General features: G+C 65.7%; 15 protein-coding genes. 6 read left to right on the plus strand and 9 right to left on the minus strand.

Annotated elements, in window-relative coordinates; genetic code table 11:
• Positions 1-388 precede the first annotated feature (388 nt).
• The 3 genes from gltB (at position 389) to ACXPWS_RS00575 (ending at position 7,342) form a co-directional block, all read left to right on the plus strand.
• Positions 389-4,999, plus strand: coding sequence for a glutamate synthase large subunit (gene gltB, locus ACXPWS_RS00565; RefSeq protein ID WP_458710571.1), 4,611 nt, complete (start codon positions 389-391; stop codon positions 4,997-4,999).
• Positions 4,992-6,458 (plus strand): glutamate synthase subunit beta, encoded by a 1,467-nt coding sequence (locus ACXPWS_RS00570; protein WP_458710572.1) that lies wholly within the window; start codon positions 4,992-4,994, stop codon positions 6,456-6,458. Before gltB ends, ACXPWS_RS00570 begins: the two co-directional genes overlap by 8 nt.
• Before the next feature lie 656 nt (positions 6,459-7,114).
• On the plus strand, positions 7,115-7,342 hold the full coding sequence (locus ACXPWS_RS00575) for a hypothetical protein (protein WP_458710573.1): 228 nt from the start codon (positions 7,115-7,117) through the stop codon (positions 7,340-7,342).
• A 150-nt stretch (positions 7,343-7,492) separates the two neighbouring features.
• On the opposite strand, the gene ACXPWS_RS00580 is transcribed toward ACXPWS_RS00575, so the two are convergent.
• The 5 genes from ACXPWS_RS00580 to ACXPWS_RS00600 all read right to left on the minus strand — a co-directional run bounded on the left by ACXPWS_RS00580 (position 7,493) and on the right by ACXPWS_RS00600 (position 11,680).
• A complete protein-coding gene (locus ACXPWS_RS00580) occupies positions 7,493-8,335 on the minus strand; it encodes an LLM class F420-dependent oxidoreductase (protein WP_458710574.1) in 843 nt (280 codons plus the stop codon).
• Positions 8,336-8,411: 76 nt separating this feature from the next.
• On the minus strand, positions 8,412-9,638 hold the full coding sequence (locus tag ACXPWS_RS00585; protein WP_458710575.1) for a hypothetical protein: 1,227 nt from the start codon (positions 9,636-9,638) through the stop codon (positions 8,412-8,414).
• A 225-nt stretch (positions 9,639-9,863) separates the two neighbouring features.
• Positions 9,864-10,352, minus strand: a complete 489-nt coding sequence (locus ACXPWS_RS00590; RefSeq protein WP_458710576.1) for a hypothetical protein — start codon at positions 10,350-10,352, stop codon at positions 9,864-9,866.
• Positions 10,353-10,359: 7 nt separating this feature from the next.
• Positions 10,360-10,683 (minus strand): ESX-1 secretion-associated protein, encoded by a 324-nt coding sequence (locus ACXPWS_RS00595; RefSeq protein ID WP_458710577.1) that lies wholly within the window; start codon positions 10,681-10,683, stop codon positions 10,360-10,362.
• Positions 10,676-11,680 carry an EspA/EspE family type VII secretion system effector gene (locus ACXPWS_RS00600; RefSeq protein WP_458710578.1) on the minus strand — a complete coding sequence of 335 codons (1,005 nt, stop codon included), beginning with the start codon at positions 11,678-11,680 and terminating at the stop codon, positions 10,676-10,678. The genes ACXPWS_RS00595 and ACXPWS_RS00600 overlap by 8 nt, the downstream gene beginning before the upstream one ends.
• Before the next feature lie 74 nt (positions 11,681-11,754).
• Between ACXPWS_RS00600 and ACXPWS_RS00605 the strand changes: the two genes are divergently transcribed.
• Both ACXPWS_RS00605 and ACXPWS_RS00610 read left to right on the plus strand, forming a co-directional pair.
• Positions 11,755-12,759, plus strand: a complete 1,005-nt coding sequence (locus ACXPWS_RS00605; RefSeq protein ID WP_458710579.1) for a PHP domain-containing protein — start codon at positions 11,755-11,757, stop codon at positions 12,757-12,759.
• A gap of 10 nt (positions 12,760-12,769) precedes the next feature.
• A complete protein-coding gene (locus tag ACXPWS_RS00610; RefSeq protein ID WP_458710580.1) occupies positions 12,770-13,210 on the plus strand; it encodes a hypothetical protein in 441 nt (146 codons plus the stop codon).
• Here the strand turns inward: ACXPWS_RS00610 and ACXPWS_RS00615 are convergent.
• The 3 genes from ACXPWS_RS00615 to ACXPWS_RS00625 all read right to left on the minus strand — a co-directional run bounded on the left by ACXPWS_RS00615 (position 13,189) and on the right by ACXPWS_RS00625 (position 16,683).
• Positions 13,189-14,610: an RNA polymerase sigma factor gene (locus tag ACXPWS_RS00615; protein WP_458710581.1), complete on the minus strand. Its 1,422-nt coding sequence runs from the start codon at positions 14,608-14,610 to the stop codon at positions 13,189-13,191. The genes ACXPWS_RS00610 and ACXPWS_RS00615 overlap by 22 nt on opposite strands.
• Positions 14,611-14,776: 166 nt before the next feature.
• Positions 14,777-15,991 carry a DNA polymerase IV gene (dinB, locus tag ACXPWS_RS00620; RefSeq protein WP_458710582.1) on the minus strand — a complete coding sequence of 405 codons (1,215 nt, stop codon included), beginning with the start codon at positions 15,989-15,991 and terminating at the stop codon, positions 14,777-14,779.
• 23 nt (positions 15,992-16,014) lie between these two features.
• Entirely contained in the window at positions 16,015-16,683 is a 669-nt protein-coding gene (locus tag ACXPWS_RS00625; RefSeq protein ID WP_458713780.1) for a TetR/AcrR family transcriptional regulator, read from the minus strand.
• Positions 16,684-16,733: 50 nt separating this feature from the next.
• Here ACXPWS_RS00625 and ACXPWS_RS00630 point away from each other — a divergent pair, with 50 nt between their 5' ends.
• Positions 16,734-18,203, plus strand: a complete 1,470-nt coding sequence (locus ACXPWS_RS00630) for a flavin-containing monooxygenase (protein ID WP_458710583.1) — start codon at positions 16,734-16,736, stop codon at positions 18,201-18,203.
• 69 nt (positions 18,204-18,272) lie between these two features.
• On the opposite strand, the gene rraA is transcribed toward ACXPWS_RS00630, so the two are convergent.
• Positions 18,273-18,752: a ribonuclease E activity regulator RraA gene (rraA, locus tag ACXPWS_RS00635; RefSeq protein WP_458710584.1), complete on the minus strand. Its 480-nt coding sequence runs from the start codon at positions 18,750-18,752 to the stop codon at positions 18,273-18,275.
• Between the last annotated feature and the right edge of the window lie 20 nt (positions 18,753-18,772).

An 18,772-nucleotide genomic window follows, 5' to 3' on the forward strand; every position in this document is an offset into this window, starting at 1 on the left:
ATCGGTGCTGTTGAGGGCATGAAAAGTAGTTTTCAGCAAACGATTGTGCAATGCGGGCTGCCGGCGGCCGGTGCTGTCCATGGAGTGTGCAGACTGTGAAAATGCAAGCGTCGCAGCCATTTTCGCCTCAGCGCGAAGAACACGCGAACGCCGCCGTAATCGCCCTCGGCCAACTTAGTTAGGTTCGACTAAGTTGGCATGTCAGGCGGTGTTTGTCATATCGTTTTTCCCAACTCAAGGCGAGCGGGACTGGCCGTCGTTCAGTGCTGCACGAGGCACCGCGATCGCCTGGCCGAAACGCCGGCGGATGCCGCTGGTCACAGCAGGCAGTAACACACCCAGCTTCTCGCGAGCAGGGCAAGAGAGTAAAGGGTCAGGTGGTGTCCGGATGGGACCAGTGCCCACGGGGCTTAATCGCTCCCCGCGTCCGCAGGGGATGTACAACCCCGCCTATGAGCACGATTCGTGCGGTGTGGCCATGGTCGCCGACATGCACGGCCGCCGCAGCCGCGACATCGTCGACAAGGCCATCACCGCCCTGCTGAACCTGGAGCACCGCGGCGCCGCCGGGGCCGAGCCGAACACCGGCGACGGCGCGGGCATCCTGCTGCAGGTTCCCGACGCGTTCCTGCGCGCCGTGGTGGACTTCGACCTGCCCGAGGAGGGCAGCTACGTCACCGGCATCGCCTTCCTGCCGCAGTCGGCCCGTGACGCCAAGCTGGCCTGCGAGGCCGTCGAGAAGATCATCGAGGCCGAGGGCCTGACCCTGCTGGGCTGGCGGGATGTCCCGACCGACGATTCCTCGTTGGGCGCCTTGGCCCGCGATGCCATGCCGACATTGCGCCAGGTGTTCATCGGCGGCGCCTCCGGGATGGACCTGGAGCGGCGCGCCTTCGTGATCCGCAAGCGCGCCGAGCACGAGCTGGGCACCAAGGGGCCCGGGCAGGACGGCCCCGGTCGTGAGACCGTCTACTTCCCAAGCCTTTCCGGGCAGACCCTGGTCTACAAGGGCATGCTCACCACGCCCCAGTTGCGGGCGTTCTACCTGGATCTGCAGGATGAGCGGCTGACCAGCGCGCTGGGTATCGTGCACTCGCGGTTCTCCACCAACACGTTCCCGTCGTGGCCGCTGGCGCACCCGTTCCGCCGCGTCGCACACAACGGCGAGATCAACACCGTCACCGGCAACGAGAACTGGATGCGGGCGCGGGAAGCGCTGATCCACACCGACGTGTTCGGCTACCACAACGACCTGAACAAGATCTTCCCGGTCTGTACCCCCGGGGCCTCGGACACCGCGCGGTTCGACGAGGTCCTGGAACTGCTGCACCTGGGTGGCCGCAGCATCGCGCACGCCGTGCTGATGATGATCCCCGAGGCGTGGGAGCGCAACGAGGACATGGACCCGGCCCGGCGGGCCTTCTACCGCTACCACGGCTCGCTGATGGAGCCGTGGGACGGCCCGGCCTCGGTGTGCTTCACCGACGGCACCGTCGTCGGCGCGGTGCTGGACCGCAACGGCCTGCGCCCGTCGCGCATCTGGGTGACCGACGACGGCCTGGTCGTGATGGCCTCGGAGGCCGGCGTGCTGGACCTCGACCCGGCCACCGTGGTGCAGAAGCTCCGTCTGCAGCCCGGCCGGATGTTCCTCGTGGACACCGCCCAGGGCCGCATCGTCTCCGATGAGGAGATCAAGGCCGAGCTGGCCGCCGAGCACCCGTACCAGGAATGGCTGGACGCCGGCCAGTTCCACGTCGACGATCTGCCGCCCGGCGATTACGTCAAGATGCCCCACCACCGGGTCGTCCTGCGGCAGCAGGCGTTTGGTTACACCTACGAGGAGCTCAACCTGCTGGTGGCGCCGATGGCGCGTACCGGCGCCGAGGCGCTGGGCTCGATGGGCACCGACACCCCGATCGCGGTGCTCTCGCAACGTCCCCGGATGCTCTACGACTACTTCCAGCAGTTGTTCGCGCAGGTCACGAACCCGCCGCTGGACGCCATCCGCGAAGAGGTGGTCACCAGCCTGGCGGGTGTCATCGGTCCCGAGGGCGACCTGCTGAACCCGGACGAGAACTCGTGCCGTCAGATCGTGCTGTCGCAGCCGATCCTGCGCAACGCCGATCTGTCCAAGCTCATCCACGTCGATCCCGACCATGAGATCCGCGGCCGCAAGCACGGCATGCGGGCCGCCGTGGTGAGCTGCCTGTACCCCGTCGCCGACGGCGGTCCCGGGCTGCGCCGCGCGCTGGAAGAAGTCCGCGCCAAGGTGAGCCAGGCCATCCGCAACGGCGCGCGCATCATCGTGCTCTCCGACCGCGAGTCCACCGAGTGGCTGGCGCCGATCCCGTCGCTGTTGTCCGTCGCCGCGGTGCACCACCACCTGGTCCGGGAGCGCACCCGCACCCAGGTCGGCCTGGTGGTCGAGACCGGTGACGCCCGCGAGGTGCACCACATGGCCATGCTGGTCGGCTTCGGCGCGGCCGCGATCAACCCGTACATGGCCTTCGAGTCCATCGAGGACATGGTCGACCGCGGCATCATCACCGGGCTGACCAGTGATGCGGCCAAGGCCAACTTCGTCAAGGCCGCCGGCAAGGGTGTGCTCAAGGTGATGTCCAAGATGGGCATCTCCACGCTGGCCTCCTACACCGGCGCGCAGCTGTTCCAGGCGGTCGGCATCAGCCAGCGGGTGCTCGACGAGTACTTCACCGGATTGCACTGCCCGACGGGCGGTATCGATCTGGACGACATCGCCGCCGACGTGTCCGCCCGGCACCAGTTGGCCTACCTGGACCGACCCGACGAGTGGGCACACCGCGAGCTCGAGGTCGGCGGGGAATACCAGTGGCGACGCGAGGGTGAATACCACCTGTTCAACCCCGACACGGTGTTCAAGCTGCAGCACTCCACCCGCACCGGGCAGTACTCGGTGTTCAAGGAGTACACCAAGCTGGTCGACGACCAGAGTGAGCGGATGGCCTCGTTGCGTGGCCTGCTGAAGTTCAAAGACGGTGTGCGGCAGCCGGTTCCGCTCGACGAAGTGGAATCCGCGCGCGAGATCGTCAAGCGTTTCTCCACCGGCGCGATGAGCTACGGCTCGATCTCGGCCGAGGCGCACGAGACGCTGGCCATCGCGATGAACCGGCTCGGCGGCCGGTCCAACTCCGGTGAGGGCGGCGAGAGCGTGGACCGCTTCGAGCCCGACGCCAACGGTGACTGGCGCCGCAGCGCGATCAAGCAGGTCGCATCCGGTCGCTTCGGTGTGACCAGCCACTACCTGAGCAACTGCACCGACATCCAGATCAAGATGGCGCAGGGTGCGAAACCGGGTGAGGGCGGCCAGCTTCCGGGGCACAAGGTGTACCCGTGGGTGGCCGAGGTCCGGCACTCCACGCCCGGCGTCGGGCTGATCTCGCCCCCGCCGCACCACGACATCTACTCGATCGAGGATCTGGCGCAGTTGATCCACGATCTGAAGAACGCCAATCCGGCGGCGCGGGTGCACGTGAAACTGGTGTCCGAGAACGGCGTCGGCACAGTCGCGGCGGGTGTGTCGAAAGCGCACGCCGACGTGGTGCTGATCTCCGGGCACGACGGTGGTACCGGCGCGACACCGCTCACCTCGCAGAAGCACGCCGGTGCGCCATGGGAGCTGGGCCTGGCCGAGACGCAGCAGACCCTGCTGCTCAACGGGCTGCGCGACCGCATCGTCGTGCAGGTCGACGGCCAGCTCAAGACCGGCCGCGACGTCGTGGTCGCCGCGCTGCTGGGCGCCGAGGAGTTCGGTTTCGCCACCGCGCCGCTGGTGGTGTCGGGCTGCATCATGATGCGCGTCTGCCACCTCGACACCTGCCCGGTGGGTGTGGCGACGCAGAACCCGGTGCTGCGCGAACGGTTCAACGGCAAGCCCGAATTCGTGGAGAACTTCTTCCTGTTCATCGCCGAAGAAGTTCGGGAGCTGATGGCGCAGCTGGGATTCCGGACCGTCAACGAGATGGTGGGCCAGGTCGGTGCGCTGGACACCCAGCGCGCCGCCGAGCACTGGAAGGCCTACAAACTCGACCTCTCGCCGGTGCTGCACGAGCCGGAGTCGGCGTTCATGAACCAGGATCTGTACTGCACGTCGGTCCAGGACCACGGGCTGGACAAGGCACTGGATCAGCAGCTGATCGCGCAGAGCCGCGAAGCGATCGACAACGGCACCGCCGTCAGCTTCACCACCAAGATCGCCAACGTGAACCGCACGGTCGGCACCATGCTGGGCCACGAGGTCACGAAGGTCTACGGCGGCGAAGGTCTTCCGGACGGAACCATCGACATCACCTTCGACGGGTCGGCCGGCAACAGCTTCGGTGCCTTCGTGCCCCGCGGTATCACGCTCAAGGTCCGCGGCGACGCCAACGACTATGTGGGCAAGGGACTTTCGGGCGGTCGCATCGTGGTGCGCCCGTCCGCGAGCGCCCCGGCCGACTATGTCGCCGAGGACAACATCATCGGCGGAAACGTGATCCTGTTCGGCGCCACCAGCGGTCAGGCGTTCCTGCGCGGTGTGGTCGGCGAGCGCTTCGCCGTCCGCAACTCGGGAGCGCACGCCGTCGTCGAAGGTGTCGGTGATCACGGCTGCGAGTACATGACCGGTGGCAAGGTGGTCATCCTCGGCCGCACCGGGCGCAACTTCGCCGCCGGTATGTCCGGTGGCGCGGCGTATGTCTATGACCCGGACAAAGTCTTACCGGGCAACGTGAATGGGGAGATGGTCGATCTTGACGGTCTGGACGATGCCGACCTGGAATGGTTGCACGGCATGATCACCACGCATGTGGATGTCACCGATTCTGCTGTGGGACATCGGATCCTGGCCGACTGGCCGGCACATCAGTCGAAGTTCGTGAAGGTGATGCCGCGCGACTACAAACGTGTGCTCACGGCGATAGCCGAGGCCGAGTCCTCGGGCCAGAATGTCGGCGAAGCGATCATGGCGGCGGCTCGTGGCTGATCCGTTCGGTTTTCTCAAGCACACGGTCCGCGAGACCCCGGCTCGTCGTCCCGTGGACCTGCGTCTGCAGGACTGGAAAGAGGTCTACGAGGACTTCTCCAAGGACACTCTGCAGGTCCAGGCATCACGCTGCATGGACTGCGGTATCCCGTTCTGTCACAACGGTTGCCCGTTGGGGAACCTGATCCCTGAGTGGAACGATCTGGTGTTCCGCGGCCGCTGGCGTGACGGTATCGAGCGCCTGCACGCGACCAACAATTTCCCGGAGTTCACCGGCCGGCTGTGCCCGGCGCCGTGTGAGGCGTCCTGCGTGCTCGGCATCAACCAGGACCCGGTGACCATCAAGCAGGTCGAGATCGAGCTCATCGACAACGCCTGGGCGCAGGGCTGGGTCAAGCCGCTGCCGCCGGACGTGCTGACCGGTAAGAAGGTGGCCGTGGTCGGCTCCGGGCCGGCCGGACTGGCCGCGGCCCAGCAGCTCACCCGGGCCGGGCACGAGGTGACGGTGTTCGAGCGTGCCGACCGCATCGGTGGACTGCTGCGCTACGGCATCCCCGAGTTCAAAATGGAGAAGCGCCACATCGACCGGCGCCTGGAGCAGATGGCTGCCGAGGGCACCCAGTTCCGTACCGGCGTCAACGTCGGCGTCGACATCACCGTCGAGCAGTTGCAGGAGGACTTCGACGCCGTGGTGCTGGCCGGTGGGGCGACGGCATGGCGTGATCTGCCGATCCCGGGCCGCGAACTGGAGGGCATCCACCAGGCGATGGAGTACCTGCCGTGGGCCAACCGGCTGCAGCAGGGCGATGACGTGGCGGGCCCCGACGGTCAGCCGCCGATCACTGCCAAGGACAAGAAGGTCGTCATCATCGGTGGCGGCGACACCGGCGCGGACTGCCTGGGCACCGCGCACCGCCAGGGCGCGGCCAGCATCCACCAGTTCGAGATCATGCCGCGTCCGCCCGAGACCCGTGCCGACTCGACTCCGTGGCCGACCTACCCGCTGATGTTCCGGGTGGCCTCCGCGCACGAAGAGGGCGGCGAGCGGGTGTTCTCGGTGAACACCGAGCAGTTCGTCGGGGCCGACGGCAAGGTGTCGATGCTCAAGGTGCACGAGGTCGAGATGAAGGCCGGGAAGTTCGAGAAGGTCGAGGGGTCGGATTTCGACCTCGAGGCCGACATCGTGTTCCTGGCGATGGGATTCGTCGGGCCGGAGCGCGAGGGTCTGCTGACCGATCTGGGTGTCGAGCTGACCGACCGCGGCAACGTGGCGCGCACCGATGACTTCCAGACGACGGTGCCGGGCGTGTTCGTGGCGGGCGATATGGGCCGGGGGCAGTCGCTGATCGTGTGGGCGATTGCCGAGGGCCGGGCCGCGGCCGCAGGTGTCGACCGGTTCCTGATGGGCGAGTCGGCGTTGCCGGCGCCGATCAAGCCGACCGCGGCGCCCCAGCGATGAGCGCTTGCGCGAAGAGCGGTTACGCCTAGATCGCGGGGGGCTCTCCGCGAGATTGCAGTTGTTGCGGGCGGTACTTGCAAAACCGCGACGTAACTGCAATCTGGCGGCCCGATAGGGTCACGAACCGATCCCGCGGTGTCACACCAGCAACTCCAGCCTCACCAAAAACATCGGATTTAATGTCGGCGCGCCTTTCTGTGTTTGCTCCATAGCAGGTATCTAATGATTGCGCAGGGGCCGTGCGGTAATGTGACCCCCCGGTGCAGCTAAACGCCCGACTGCAGGAGTTTTCGCCGTGTACAACTTCCCGGATTCACGGTCCCGAGTGAGTCGAATCGCCTGGTCATGGTTCCGCCACCCCGTCAGGAGTCGCGAGTTCCCAGCTAAGCACGAGCGCCTGATCACCGCCGCGGAGCTGCTCCGCTACGGCGTCTGATCTCGGCTTCCCGCGGGCCGTCGCCTGACGGCCGCGTTACTTTGCTCGCCGTTATCTTTTCGTTATGGGCAGTCTTAACTTCGGATCGCCCGTTCGGTGGCGAGACCGTCCTGGCTGGCCGCCCATGACGCCAGCAGCTTGAGGCCGTCGGCGTCTCCGCAGGGGCGGTGTAGATGTTGAACTGCAGGCCCTACGTCAACGAGGACTCGTCGGGGAGGCGTTGAAGCCACTGCGCGAGCAGGTCGTGATCGCCACCAAGTTCGGCTGGAACATCGTCGACGGCAAGCCGGCACCCGCCGCCGCGAACCCATCGACGAGAACACCGCCGCCAGCCCGGTCGCACTCTCGGCCGATGAGGTGGCCGACGGCGGTACGTGTGGGGGTGCGCGACGACCGCTACAACCCTGCCGGGATGGCGGTGGTGGGGGCTGCGACGGCCGGGAGTTAACGGAGTCGGCAACGCGTTTGGCGTTTCACCGCGCAGAACCGCCGGACCATGCACAGGATGTACACAGGGACCGTCGGCGCCGCCGGTTGGTCTCTGCCGGACCGGCGGTTCCCGCAGGGTGACCTGCCCCCTGCGGGAACCGTCCCCTGGTCAGAGCTTGGCGTCCCGGATGGCCTCGGCCAGCGGTTCGAGCACCGCGGTGTCGTACGGCGGTGGCAGGTAGATGATCGCCAGGTCCAGACCTTCCTCGCCGAGTGCGGCAGCCTCCGCGACGACCTTCGCGTAATCGCGGTCCGCACCGAGGCGGACGTGCGCGGACAACGCGATTTCCTTGGGATCGCGCCCGATGTCGGCGCAGTGCGCGGCGAGCACGTCACGCTTGCGTGCGAACTCCTCCGGCGGGCCGCCCACGAAATTCCAGTGGTCGGCGTACTTGGCGGTGATCTTCAAGGTGCGCTTCTCGCCGCTGCCGCCGATGCAGAACGGTGGGTGCGGCTGCTGCGGGCCCTTGGGCTCGTTGCGGGCGTCCTTGAGCTGATAGAACTTGCCGTCGAAGGTCGTGGTCTCCTGACTGAGCAGGCCCTTGAGAATTTCGCACGCCTCCTCGAACCGGTCGAATCGTTCCTTGATGCTGCCCAGTTCGATGCCGTAGGCACCGGACTCCTCCTCGTTCCAGCCGGCCCCGATGCCGAGTTCGAGGCGGCCGTTGGAAATGATGTCCAGCGCTGCGGCCATGTTGGCCAGTACCGCGGGATGGCGGTAATGGATGCCGGTCACCAGCACCCCGACCCGCAGCCGCGTGGTGGCCTGGGCCAGCGCGGTGAGCGTGGTCCAGCCCTCCAGGCAGGGACCGGTGGAGTCGGAGAAGATCGGATAGAAGTGGTCAAACGTCCAGCCTGATTCGAAGACGTCGATGTCGTCGGCAGTTTTCCAGATGGCCAGCATGTCGGCCCATGTCGTGTTCTGCGGGGATGTCTTGAAGGCGAATCTCACACCAACCGAAACTAGTCGGGTTGGGGGATCCATTCCGGGTTGTTGTTGTCAATTTGATGTGAATCGGCGGCGGCGACTATCCCGGTGCCACGAGCGACATCAATTCCGTTCCGTCGTCGGAGATTTGAACGAGGGTGGTGTTGATGCGCCACACATGGCGGAAGGAACCGGCGGCCGAGCTGAGTGTCCAGAGTGTGTCACAAGATGCCAAATCGGCACCTGTCGTCTCCAAACCCACGGTGGCATTGCCAGATGACAAGACCACGACGTTACCGGCATTTGCGATGTACCCACCCTCGCCCAGCCCGTAATTACAACGCTTCCCTTCGGAGCCGGACTCAAGATCGTACTGATGCCAGCCTGAATCACCCATAGCGAAAAGGGTGGTCCCAATTAGCCGAGTCTGCGAAGGAGCTGAAGTGGATTGTTGGATCAGCTTTCGCCCCTGCACCGAGTATGCGGCCCATTCGTCCTGTTTTAACTTCACGATAGGAAGGTTCAGCGTGCCTTCACCGAGCGTGCCTCCGGGAACTTCCTCACCCACTCGTGCGCCGGCTTCATCGAAGAACTGGACAGTCGAGCTGTCATTGCGGTTGGCAATCTCGGCTGCGAAGCCACCTGGATAGATTGCGGTTCCCGTCAGCGTGCCGCCGTCGTCGATCCGGGGTTTGAGCACCGCGCCATCTTTGACAGAGAAGACCACTCGCGAATCGGCGGACTGGCCAGAACCTTGGGTGGCCAGCGTCTGCGATTGGAAGTCTCGGGTACCCGGATAGGCTTGATCGATATCACCGTTCCCGGGAACGAACCAGGTGGTTTCTGCGTGGGGCCCTACGCCGTACACGCCTGAGGATTCAGTCGCGGCGACGGCGTAGATACCGACCTGATGTGTGCCGAGCTTGCCGGTAAAGGTTCGCAAATCCGTTGGGCCGGTATAGATTACCGCACCATTGTGCGCGTCGATTGTCCACGCGGTGACGTTGTCGGTGTCGTTCGCGACGCACAAGAGGGCGTCGAGCCCGTTGAGATAACACTGTGGAGGCCGCTCGGACTCGGTCAGCTGCACAGCTGGAAATAGGCGACGACCGTCTCGTACGTCAATACCGACCAGCCACCACTTCGGGGACACCGAGGCAGGATCTCCGGCCATAAAGTAGGCGTTGTCGCCGAGGTTGCCTACGAGCGGACTGGAATCGAACGGAGAGATATTCGTGGCAAAGATGTTTCGGCTCAGTGAGTCATTGGCCGCGGATATCACGCCCAGAGTGGCCAGGCTAGAGCGCCAACCGACGATTGGTCTCATCTGCATCGAAGATGTAAGGACGGTCTGGGCTGGAGGAGTCCACTCTGGGGTCTGCGGCCGAGCCTCGGACCCGTCCTTCCGTAGAACAACGACTGCGCTCACGGCGGTGAGGACTATGGCGAACGCTACGCCGCTCGCGACCAGAGGCCACCGGGTTCTACGGCGTTGGCGCGTGTCGCTTGTGGAAGGGTGATTCACCGTTCATGCTTTCGCATTTGAATTTGACTACTCATCAACAAGATATCGGTCGGCGAGAATCTCGGCGCGACGCTTTCTGGCAGTCGCGGGTGACGGCAAATGCAGGTCCCGCTCGATGAAGCTGCGAGTCGCTGCGGGATCCAGCCCGGCGCGATGCATCATCGCTGCGATGAGGGCGTGCTGAGCGGCCTGTGCTTGCATGCGAGCCAAATTCGCAAGGAGCACAATCTCCTGGGACAGCTCGGTTTCGGTCATGACCACGACTTGCGGTGCCAGATCGACTTTGAGGATCTTGCCATCCATCAAAGCGGTGACCACCACCGTCTCCGTTGGGTTGGAGGCGGAAAAAGTGACTGTCAGGACATCGTTGTCCTCGCCGGACGACTCCGGGAGGGGCCAGGACTCCATGTCGCCGTACGAATGTTCGTCAGGGATGAACATGTCGAAGGCGCTGATGCCGGAATTTTCTCCGGGCGAATAGATTTCGTCATCGTCGTCCCAATCGGTGTCAGGCATCGAATGCTCACATATTGCCGGCTTGACTGATATGGGCGCCCGCCCGGTAGTCAGCGTTCTGGTAGTTGGAGGCGGCGGTGCAGAGCTTCTCGGAAAGTTCACTGGACACCTTGTGCAAGGTTGATCCGGCGGCCGTGCGTGCGGTATCGGCTGCAGACAGTGCGGCGCTGGTCATCGAGCACACTAATCCGTGGGTATCGCGGACTCGCGTGGCCGTGTCGCCAATCGCGCGGTTAGCGCCGGTGATCTGGTTTGCGGCGGTCTCTTGTTTGGCGGCGAGGTCACTGACGTGGTCGGTCAGAACGTGCAGATTTCGCTCTTGATCAGTCATGGTTGCCTTCAACGATCCTGTCTGAAGCTGGCGATGGAGCCTCCGCTCCATACGGGATGCCCGGGGTGTTTGGCGGGGTGTCGGGAGTTGGAACCCAGTAGGGACGGGACGGATCAAGACGCTCTGGCCGCGATTGTTTCCCCGTGTCGACTTCCTGGGTGACGAACGGTGCGCCAGGAACGGGGTTACCGTGCTTGTCCTGCACCTTGCCGCTGTTGTCGCCATTGGCATCGGTGTACTTGCCGGTGAGAAGTTCGATTCGTGCCGCGTTCTCCGCGGCATTCTTCACCAGGACGGCCATGGTGGTGTTCGTCGTCGCCAGGGCGGCCGAAGCCGCGGCCAGATCGGCCACCATTTTGGCCTGCCGGAGCCCCGGCACGAAGTTCATCCACGCCGTGGCTGCGCCGAAGTCCGACAGGTACTGATTGGTCTCGTCCAACGTCTTACGGGCCCGGCTGACCTGCCCCGCTTCGATGCTGAGAACCCGGCCGATCTCTCCATCGGCGCCTTGGACAGCCGACGCGTGGGTTCTGTGCGCGCTGTTGGTGCGTTCGTATGACTTCGCCGCCTCGCCGTTCCACCGGTCGCCCCGCGGATCCGCATCCGACAGGGTCTGCACCACGTCCTGCATCCGGACCGCCGACTCGTGGTAACCATTCCCATCCTCTGGTTCCCCCGAACCCGTGGTCGCCTTCTCGGCGTCGATGGCCATCTGAGCTGCGGAGAGGATCTGCGAATCCGCGAGTTTGCCGATCGTGGAGCCGGCGTATTTCTCGGCGATCTGCTGAGGCACCTTGGTCAACCCCATGCCGAGGCCGCCCAACCCGTTGAGGACATCACCCACGTCACCGATTACCTTGCGGCCGTCGGTGAGCACACCGTGGGCATCCAGACTCACGACGTCCTGGAACAGCTTGGGGACGTCCTGGACGCCGCTTCTGATGCCATTGCCCAGCTCGAACAGATCCTTGAGCAGATCGCCGCCGCCGACACCCATCCGACACCCCCCGCGGATCAGCCTAACAAGGCATGACCGTGGGCATGGGCGGGATTTCGCGGCACACTGAATTCATGGATCCGGTTACCGCATTGCGCGAGATCGCCTATTACAAGGACCGGGCACGCGAGGAATCCCGGCGGGTGATGGCCTACCGCAAGGCCGCCGATGTGGTGGAGGCGCTGACCGACGAACAGCGGGACAAGCTGGGCCACACCAACGGCTGGCAGTCGCTGCCCGGCGTCGGGCCCAAGACCGCGAAGGTCATCGCCCAGGCGTGGGCTGGCCGTGAACCGGACGCCCTAATCGAATTACGGGAAAAGGCAACCGATCTCGGCGGCGGCGACGTCCGGGCCGCACTCAAGGGTGACCTGCACCTGCACTCGAACTGGTCCGATGGGTCGGCGCCGATCGCCGAGATGATGGCCGCAGCGCAGCGGCTGGGCCACCAATACTGTGCGCTCACCGATCATTCGCCGCGGCTCACCATCGCCAACGGACTGTCGCCCGACCGGCTGCGCCACCAGCTCGAGGTCCTCGACAGCCTTCGCGAACAGTTCTCGCCGATGCGCATCCTGACCGGAATCGAGGTGGACATCCTCGACGACGGCAGCCTCGACCAGGAACCCGAGTTGCTGGAACGCCTCGACGTCGTCGTGGCCAGCGTGCACTCCAAGCTGGCCATGGACGCCGAAGCGATGACCCGCCGGATGGTCCGCGCGGTGTCCGGCGGCCAGGCGAACGTCCTCGGGCACTGCACCGGCCGGCTGGTCGAGGGCAGTCGGGGCATCCGGCCAGAGTCGAAATTCGACGCCGAGAAGGTATTCACTGCCTGCCGTGACAACGGAGTGGCCGTCGAGATCAATTCACGCCCGGAACGCTGCGATCCGCCGGACCGACTGCTGAATCTGGCACTCCAGATCGGTTGCGTGTTCAGCATCGACACCGACGCCCATGCCCCCGGTCAGCTGGACTTCCTCGGCTACGGAGCTCAGCGGGCGCTGGATGCCGGCGTGCCGCAGGACCGGATCGTCAACACCTGGACGGCCGAACGTCTCCTGGAGTGGGCCGCTCCCTAGACTCGGCGCGATGGGAGCGAATCTCGGTACCGACACCGCCATCACGCTGTTCGCGGCGGGCCTGATCTTCTTGGCGGCGCTCATCCTGGGCGTCTGGAAGTACCGGCAGATGGCCACCAGCCCGGACCATCTGGCGCATCCCTATGTGGACATCGCGCACCGGGCGGCGCTGCTGTACTCGTTCGCGACACTGCTGATCGCGGCATTCGTTCAGCTCAGCGCCTGGCCGACATGGGTAAACCTCACGGCTGCAATGGTTTTGGTGTTCTTCTTCGTGGTGGCCATCGCCAGTTATGTGCAGCATGGTCTGCGGCGCGACACCACCAATCAATTCGCCGAGCCGGCGCCCGGCCTGCATGCCGGCATGCAGGCGCTGATGGCCGGTGAGATCGGCGGATTCCTGGTCCTGCTTGCCGGCTTCGTGGCAGGTCAGCTGAACACCGGCGGCTGACACTGCGGGTTGTCCGGTGGGCAGTCGTTGTCCGGCGACTTCTTCGGCGGCGGTTGCATGGTGGGCGGCCGCGGGGTGCTCTTGGGCGGCTTGGATGTGGTCGGGGGAGCCTTAGACGACGGTTGGGGCTCCTCGGTGATCGGTGACTCTTCGGTCGACGGTTCCTGCTGCACCGGTGATTCCGGTCTGGGTGTCGGGTGGAAGGACGATCCGCCGCGGGTAATCGTGGTGGTCGGCCCGCTCGGTGGCGCTTGCTCGGGAACCGGCGACGGTGCCTCGGTGGTCGACGGTGCGGTACGCGGGATGGCCGACGGTGTCGTCGGCGGCGGGATCGCCGGCGACTCGGAACTGGTGGGCGGCGGGGGGACGAACTGCGCGGGCGGCCCCGCGGTTGTCGTCGTGGTGGACGTGACGACGCCGGGCGAGCGCATCGGCACCACATCCGGCGGACTCACGGCGCGGTACACCGCCAGAATGGCGACCACCACGATGCCCGCGCCGAGCGCGGCCCAGCGCACCCGGTGCCGTCCACCGAGATCGGAGACGTCGACATCGTCTTCGGGCCACCAGGAATCGCCGGCGACGCCCACCGCCGATCCCCCCGGAACGGCCTGCCGCAGCGTCTTGTCCCGCAACCAGGCCGGTGCGGGGATGACAACCGGCGCCGCACCGAGGAGTGCGGCCGGGGTGATCATCCGGGCCCGTTCCTCATCACAGATGGAGCAGCTCTCGATGTGGCGCGCCGCGCGTTTGCGCAGCAGCACCGTGAGTTCGCCGTGCCAGTCGCCGAGGATGGCGGCCAGTTCGGGGCAGCGCTCCGGGTCGGCGCTGACTCGCCGGCACACCAGCAGTGCGCCCAGGGAACGGGCGATCGTCTCGCGTAGGCGCTCCACCAGGGTGTTTGCGTTGCGGGCGGTGACACCGAGGGCCTCGGCCAGTTCCGGTCCGTCCAGCCCCTGTCGGTAGGCGAGTTCCAGTACCAGCCGGTCGCGCTCGGACAGCCCGCCGCTGGCAGCGCTGATCAGGTCGGCCAGCTCGCTTCGTGCGGCCAGAGTATCCATATCGGGTTCACCCGTTGCTATCTCGGGAAGTTCCTCGCTGGGCAGCTCGCGGCGCCGCGCACGGATCCGGGCCAGTGCCTCACTGCGTGCGATCGCGTACAGCCAGGACCGGAGTCGATCGGGTTCGCGCAACTGCACCAGCCTGGTTGCGGCGATGACGAAGACGTCCTGGACGCAGTCGGCGGCCGCATCGCGGTCGCGCAGCATGCCGATGCAGAAGTCGTGCAATCGGTTGGCGTAACGGTCATAGATGGCGGCGAATGCCACCCGGTCACCGGCGGCGGCTGCGACGGCGAGCGTGGCGTCATCGTCGGCAGATAGCGATGGAGTATTTGCCATCGGACATCCCTTGTGCGGGGCTGACTGTTGCCAGCAGGAAAATCATCGTTTGTGTGCGGTTGCTGCGCAATAGCTGTCAGGATTCCTCCCGCGCGAGGCCGCCGGTTGCGGCCCGTTCATCAGGTAGGAGGAACCGCGGCGCCCGATTCCCTCACTTTTCTCGACGTCAATCCGGCAGGGTGGGCATCTCCAGGCCCGGGTCGCGCCCGAGCAGCACACCGCGGGTGAGCATCGCGTTGCCGAAACGTTCCCGCACCCGGTCCACGGCGGCATCGACGGCCAGCGGGTCGGCGCCGGCGCCGAATGGCAGCTCCAGCTGCGCGGCGCCGTCCCGGTCGATATTGGATACCGCGAATCCGACCAGCGTCAGGCCGCGCTCGCCGATCAGCGGTGCCGCCCCCGCGACCAGCTCACGGGCGGCCGCCAGCACCACCGCGGTGGATGCGGTGGCCCGGGCCAGGGTGCGTGAGCGGGTGGCGCGGCCGAAATCGTCGAACCGCAGCCGCAACACCACCGTGCGACCGGTACGCCCGGACGCCCGCATGCGCCGGGTGATCCGGTCCACCAGGTTGACGACGACCGCATCGATCTCATTGTCGGACATGGTGTTTCCGGCCCGGCCCAACGCGCGCTGGGCGCCCACCGAGCGTCGCCGCACCCCGGTGACCACCCGCCGGCGGTCGATATTGCGGGACAGACAGAACAACTGACGGCCCATCGCGCCGCCTACCATCGCGGCCAGCGAACTCTCATTCAGTTCGGCAACGTCGGCGACGGTGCGGATGCCGTGGGCGTGCAGCTTGTCGGCCGTCTTGGCGCCCACGCCCCAGAGGGCGCGTACCGGCAGCGGATGCAGGAACGCGAGTTCGCGGTCGGGTGGGACCAGCAGCAGGCCGTCCGGCTTGGCCTGCTGGCTGGCCACTTTGGCCAGGAACTTGGTGCGGGCGATGCCGACGGTGATCGGCAGACCCACCCGGTCTCGGACCTGCCGGCGCAGCGCCGCGCCGATCTGCACGGGTGTGCCCGCGACGCGGCCCAGGCCCGACACGTCGATGAACGCCTCGTCCACCGAGAGGGGCTCGACGAGCGGGCTGGTGTCACCGAACACGTCGAACACCGCCCGGCTGGCGTGCGAATACGCCGACATACGTGGCGGTACGACGATGGCGTGCGGGCACAGCCGCCGGGCCTGGTGGCCGCCCATCGCGGTGCGGACGCCGTAGGCCTTGGCCTCGTAGCTGGCCGCCAGCACCACACCGCCCCCGACGATGACGGGGCGCCCGCGCAGCGCGGGATCATCGCGTTGCTCCACCGAGGCGTAGAACGAGTCGAGATCCGCGTGCAGGATGTGGGCTTGCGGCGGGGGCCATGACACGAACATATGTTCGCATCGAGTGCCGACAATTAGTCGGCGGCGCCGTAAATGCTGGTCAGCCAGATGTGGGTGAGGGTGTCGACGACCTTGTCGTGTTCGACGGCGGGCTGTTCGGCGGCCAATGTCGCCATCATCATGCGTTCGTTCATCAGGTTGAGCGAGGTGGCGAGGTCGATCGCGGGGATCGATTCGGGCGCGGCACCGCGCCGGCGTTCCACGGTGATGAGCGCGGCCGTCATGGCGATCCACTTCTGCATCAGCCCCGCCCAGAACGCCCGGAATTCGGGGTGGTTCTTCACCGCCTCGGTTCCGGCCCGGGCGGTGGCCGGATGCGAACCGAACGAGCTGAAGAAGATCTCGATGCCCCGCCGGATCGCGCTTCTGGGATCGGACGGCATGTCCTCCATGGCGTTGTCGAAGCCGGTGTCGGCGAGCTTGATCAGTGGATCGAGCAACGTGAGTAGGACGGCTTCCTTGGAGGCGAAGTAGAAGTAGAAGGTGGGCCGGGAGATGCCCGCGCCCTTGGCCAGGTCGTCGACGGAGATGTCGGCGAAGGCGCGCCCTTCCAGTAGGCGCTGCGCGGTCGCCAGGATGGCCGCTTCGCGATCGTCCCCGGAAGGACGGGCGGAGCGTCGGCCGCGGGGTGCGCGGGCCTGACTGGCGGTGGTCACGGTCCCGACTTTACTGCATGTCGAAATTTTCAACACACTGTTGACCGACTCAACACCATGTTGATACCGTCGGTCCCATGAACGAACACTTCGACGTCGTGATCGTCGGGGCCGGCATCTCCGGCATCAGCACCGCCTGGCACCTGCAAGAGCGCTGCCCGTCCAAGAGCTACCTGATCCTGGAACGCCGGGAGAACATCGGCGGCACCTGGGACCTGTTCAAGTACCCCGGCATCCGGTCCGACTCGGACATGTTCACCCTGGGCTTCCGGTTCAAGCCGTGGACCTCGGCCCGCTCGATCGCCGACGGACCGTCCATCTGGAATTACATCAACGAGGCCGCCGTCGAGAACGGCATCGACAAGCACATCCGGACCGGCCAGAAGGTGACCGCCGCCGACTGGTCCGACGCCGACAACAAGTGGACCGTCACCGTCGAACACGACGGCGAGCAGAAGCAGGTCACCGCCTCGTTCCTGTCGGTGTGCAGCGGCTACTACAACTACGACGAGGGCTACACGCCCACCTTCGCGGGCGCCGAGGATTTCCAGGGTCAGGTCATCCATCCGCAGCACTGGCCGGAAGATCTGGACTACGCAGGCAAGAAGATCGTCGTGATCGGCTCGGGCGCCACCGCCGTGACCCTCATCCCGTCACTCATCAACGGCGGGGCCGGGCATGTCACCATGTTGCAGCGCTCGCCCACCTACATCGGCTCGCTGCCGCTGGAAGATCCGGTGGCCAAGCAGACCAACAAATACCTGCCGAAGAACATGGCGCACTTCGTCAACCGCTGGAAGGCCATCGCGTACGCCACCGGACAGTACCAACTCGCCCGTAAGTTCCCGGCGGTCTTCAAGAAGGCGCTGCGCGAGATGGCGACCCGGCGGCTGCCCGCCGACTTCGACTACGACAAGCACTTCAGCCCGCGCTACAACCCGTGGGATGAGCGAGTCTGCCTGGCGCCTAACGGCGATCTGTTCAAGGCCATTCGTTCCGGCAAGGCCGACGTGGTCACCGACACCATCGACCGATTCACCGGGACCGGGATCAAGCTCGCCTCCGGCGAGGAGCTGGCCGCCGACATCATCATCACCGCAACCGGTTTGAACATGCAGCTGTTCGGCGGCGCGAAGGCGCTGCGCAACGGTGAGCCGATCGATCTGCCGAGCACGATGTGCTACAAGGGCCTGATGCTCTCCGGCGTGCCGAACATGGCGATCACCTTCGGTTACACCAATGCGTCCTGGACGCTGAAGGCCGATCTGGTGTCGGAGTTCATTTGCCGCGTGCTGAACTTCATGGACGACAACGGTTTCGACAGGGTCGAGGCTCAGCATCCGGGGGCCTCCGTCGGCGAGGAGCCCTTCATGGACTTCACCCCCGGCTACTTCCGGCGTGCCATGGACACCCTGCCCAAGTCCGGGTCGGAAGCGCCGTGGCGGCTCAAACAGAACTACTTCATCGACCTGCGCACCATCCGGTACGGCAAGGTTGACGAAGAGTCGTTGCACTTCACCAAACACCGTGCAGCCGTGAAGGTCTGACCGACTTCGCCAGACAGACACGACGTCCCCCACTTCCGCGAGGAGGTGGGGGACGTCGCGTCTGCGAAGTCAGGACGAAACGACGACGATGCCGTCCTCGTCGCAATAGGCGATATCGCCGGGAACAAACGTCACGCCACCGAACGAGACCGGCACATCCCGTTCTCCCGCGCCGGTTTTGGTGCCCTTGCGCGGGTTGGTGCCCAGTGCCTTGATGCCGACATCGATGGTGCGCAGGGTCGCGGCATCGCGCACCGCACCGTGCACGACGATCCCGGCCCAGCCATTGTCGTGAGCCAGGCCGGCAATGATGTCGCCGACCAGCGCGGTGTGCAGCGAGCCGTCGCCGTCGACGACGAGTACGCCGCCTTCGCCCGGTGTGGACAGGATCGACTTCAGCAGGGCGTTGTCCTGGAAACAGCGCACCGTGGTGATCCGGCCGGCGAAGCTGCTACGGGCACCGTAGTTCTGCAGTTGTAGATCGCAACTGCGGACGTCGGGATAGATCTCGTCGACCAGGTCGGCGGTCGCGCGGGGTTCGATACTCACACCATCGATGCTAGCCAGGA

The sequence above is a fragment of the Mycobacterium sp. BMJ-28 genome (assembly GCF_054404835.1).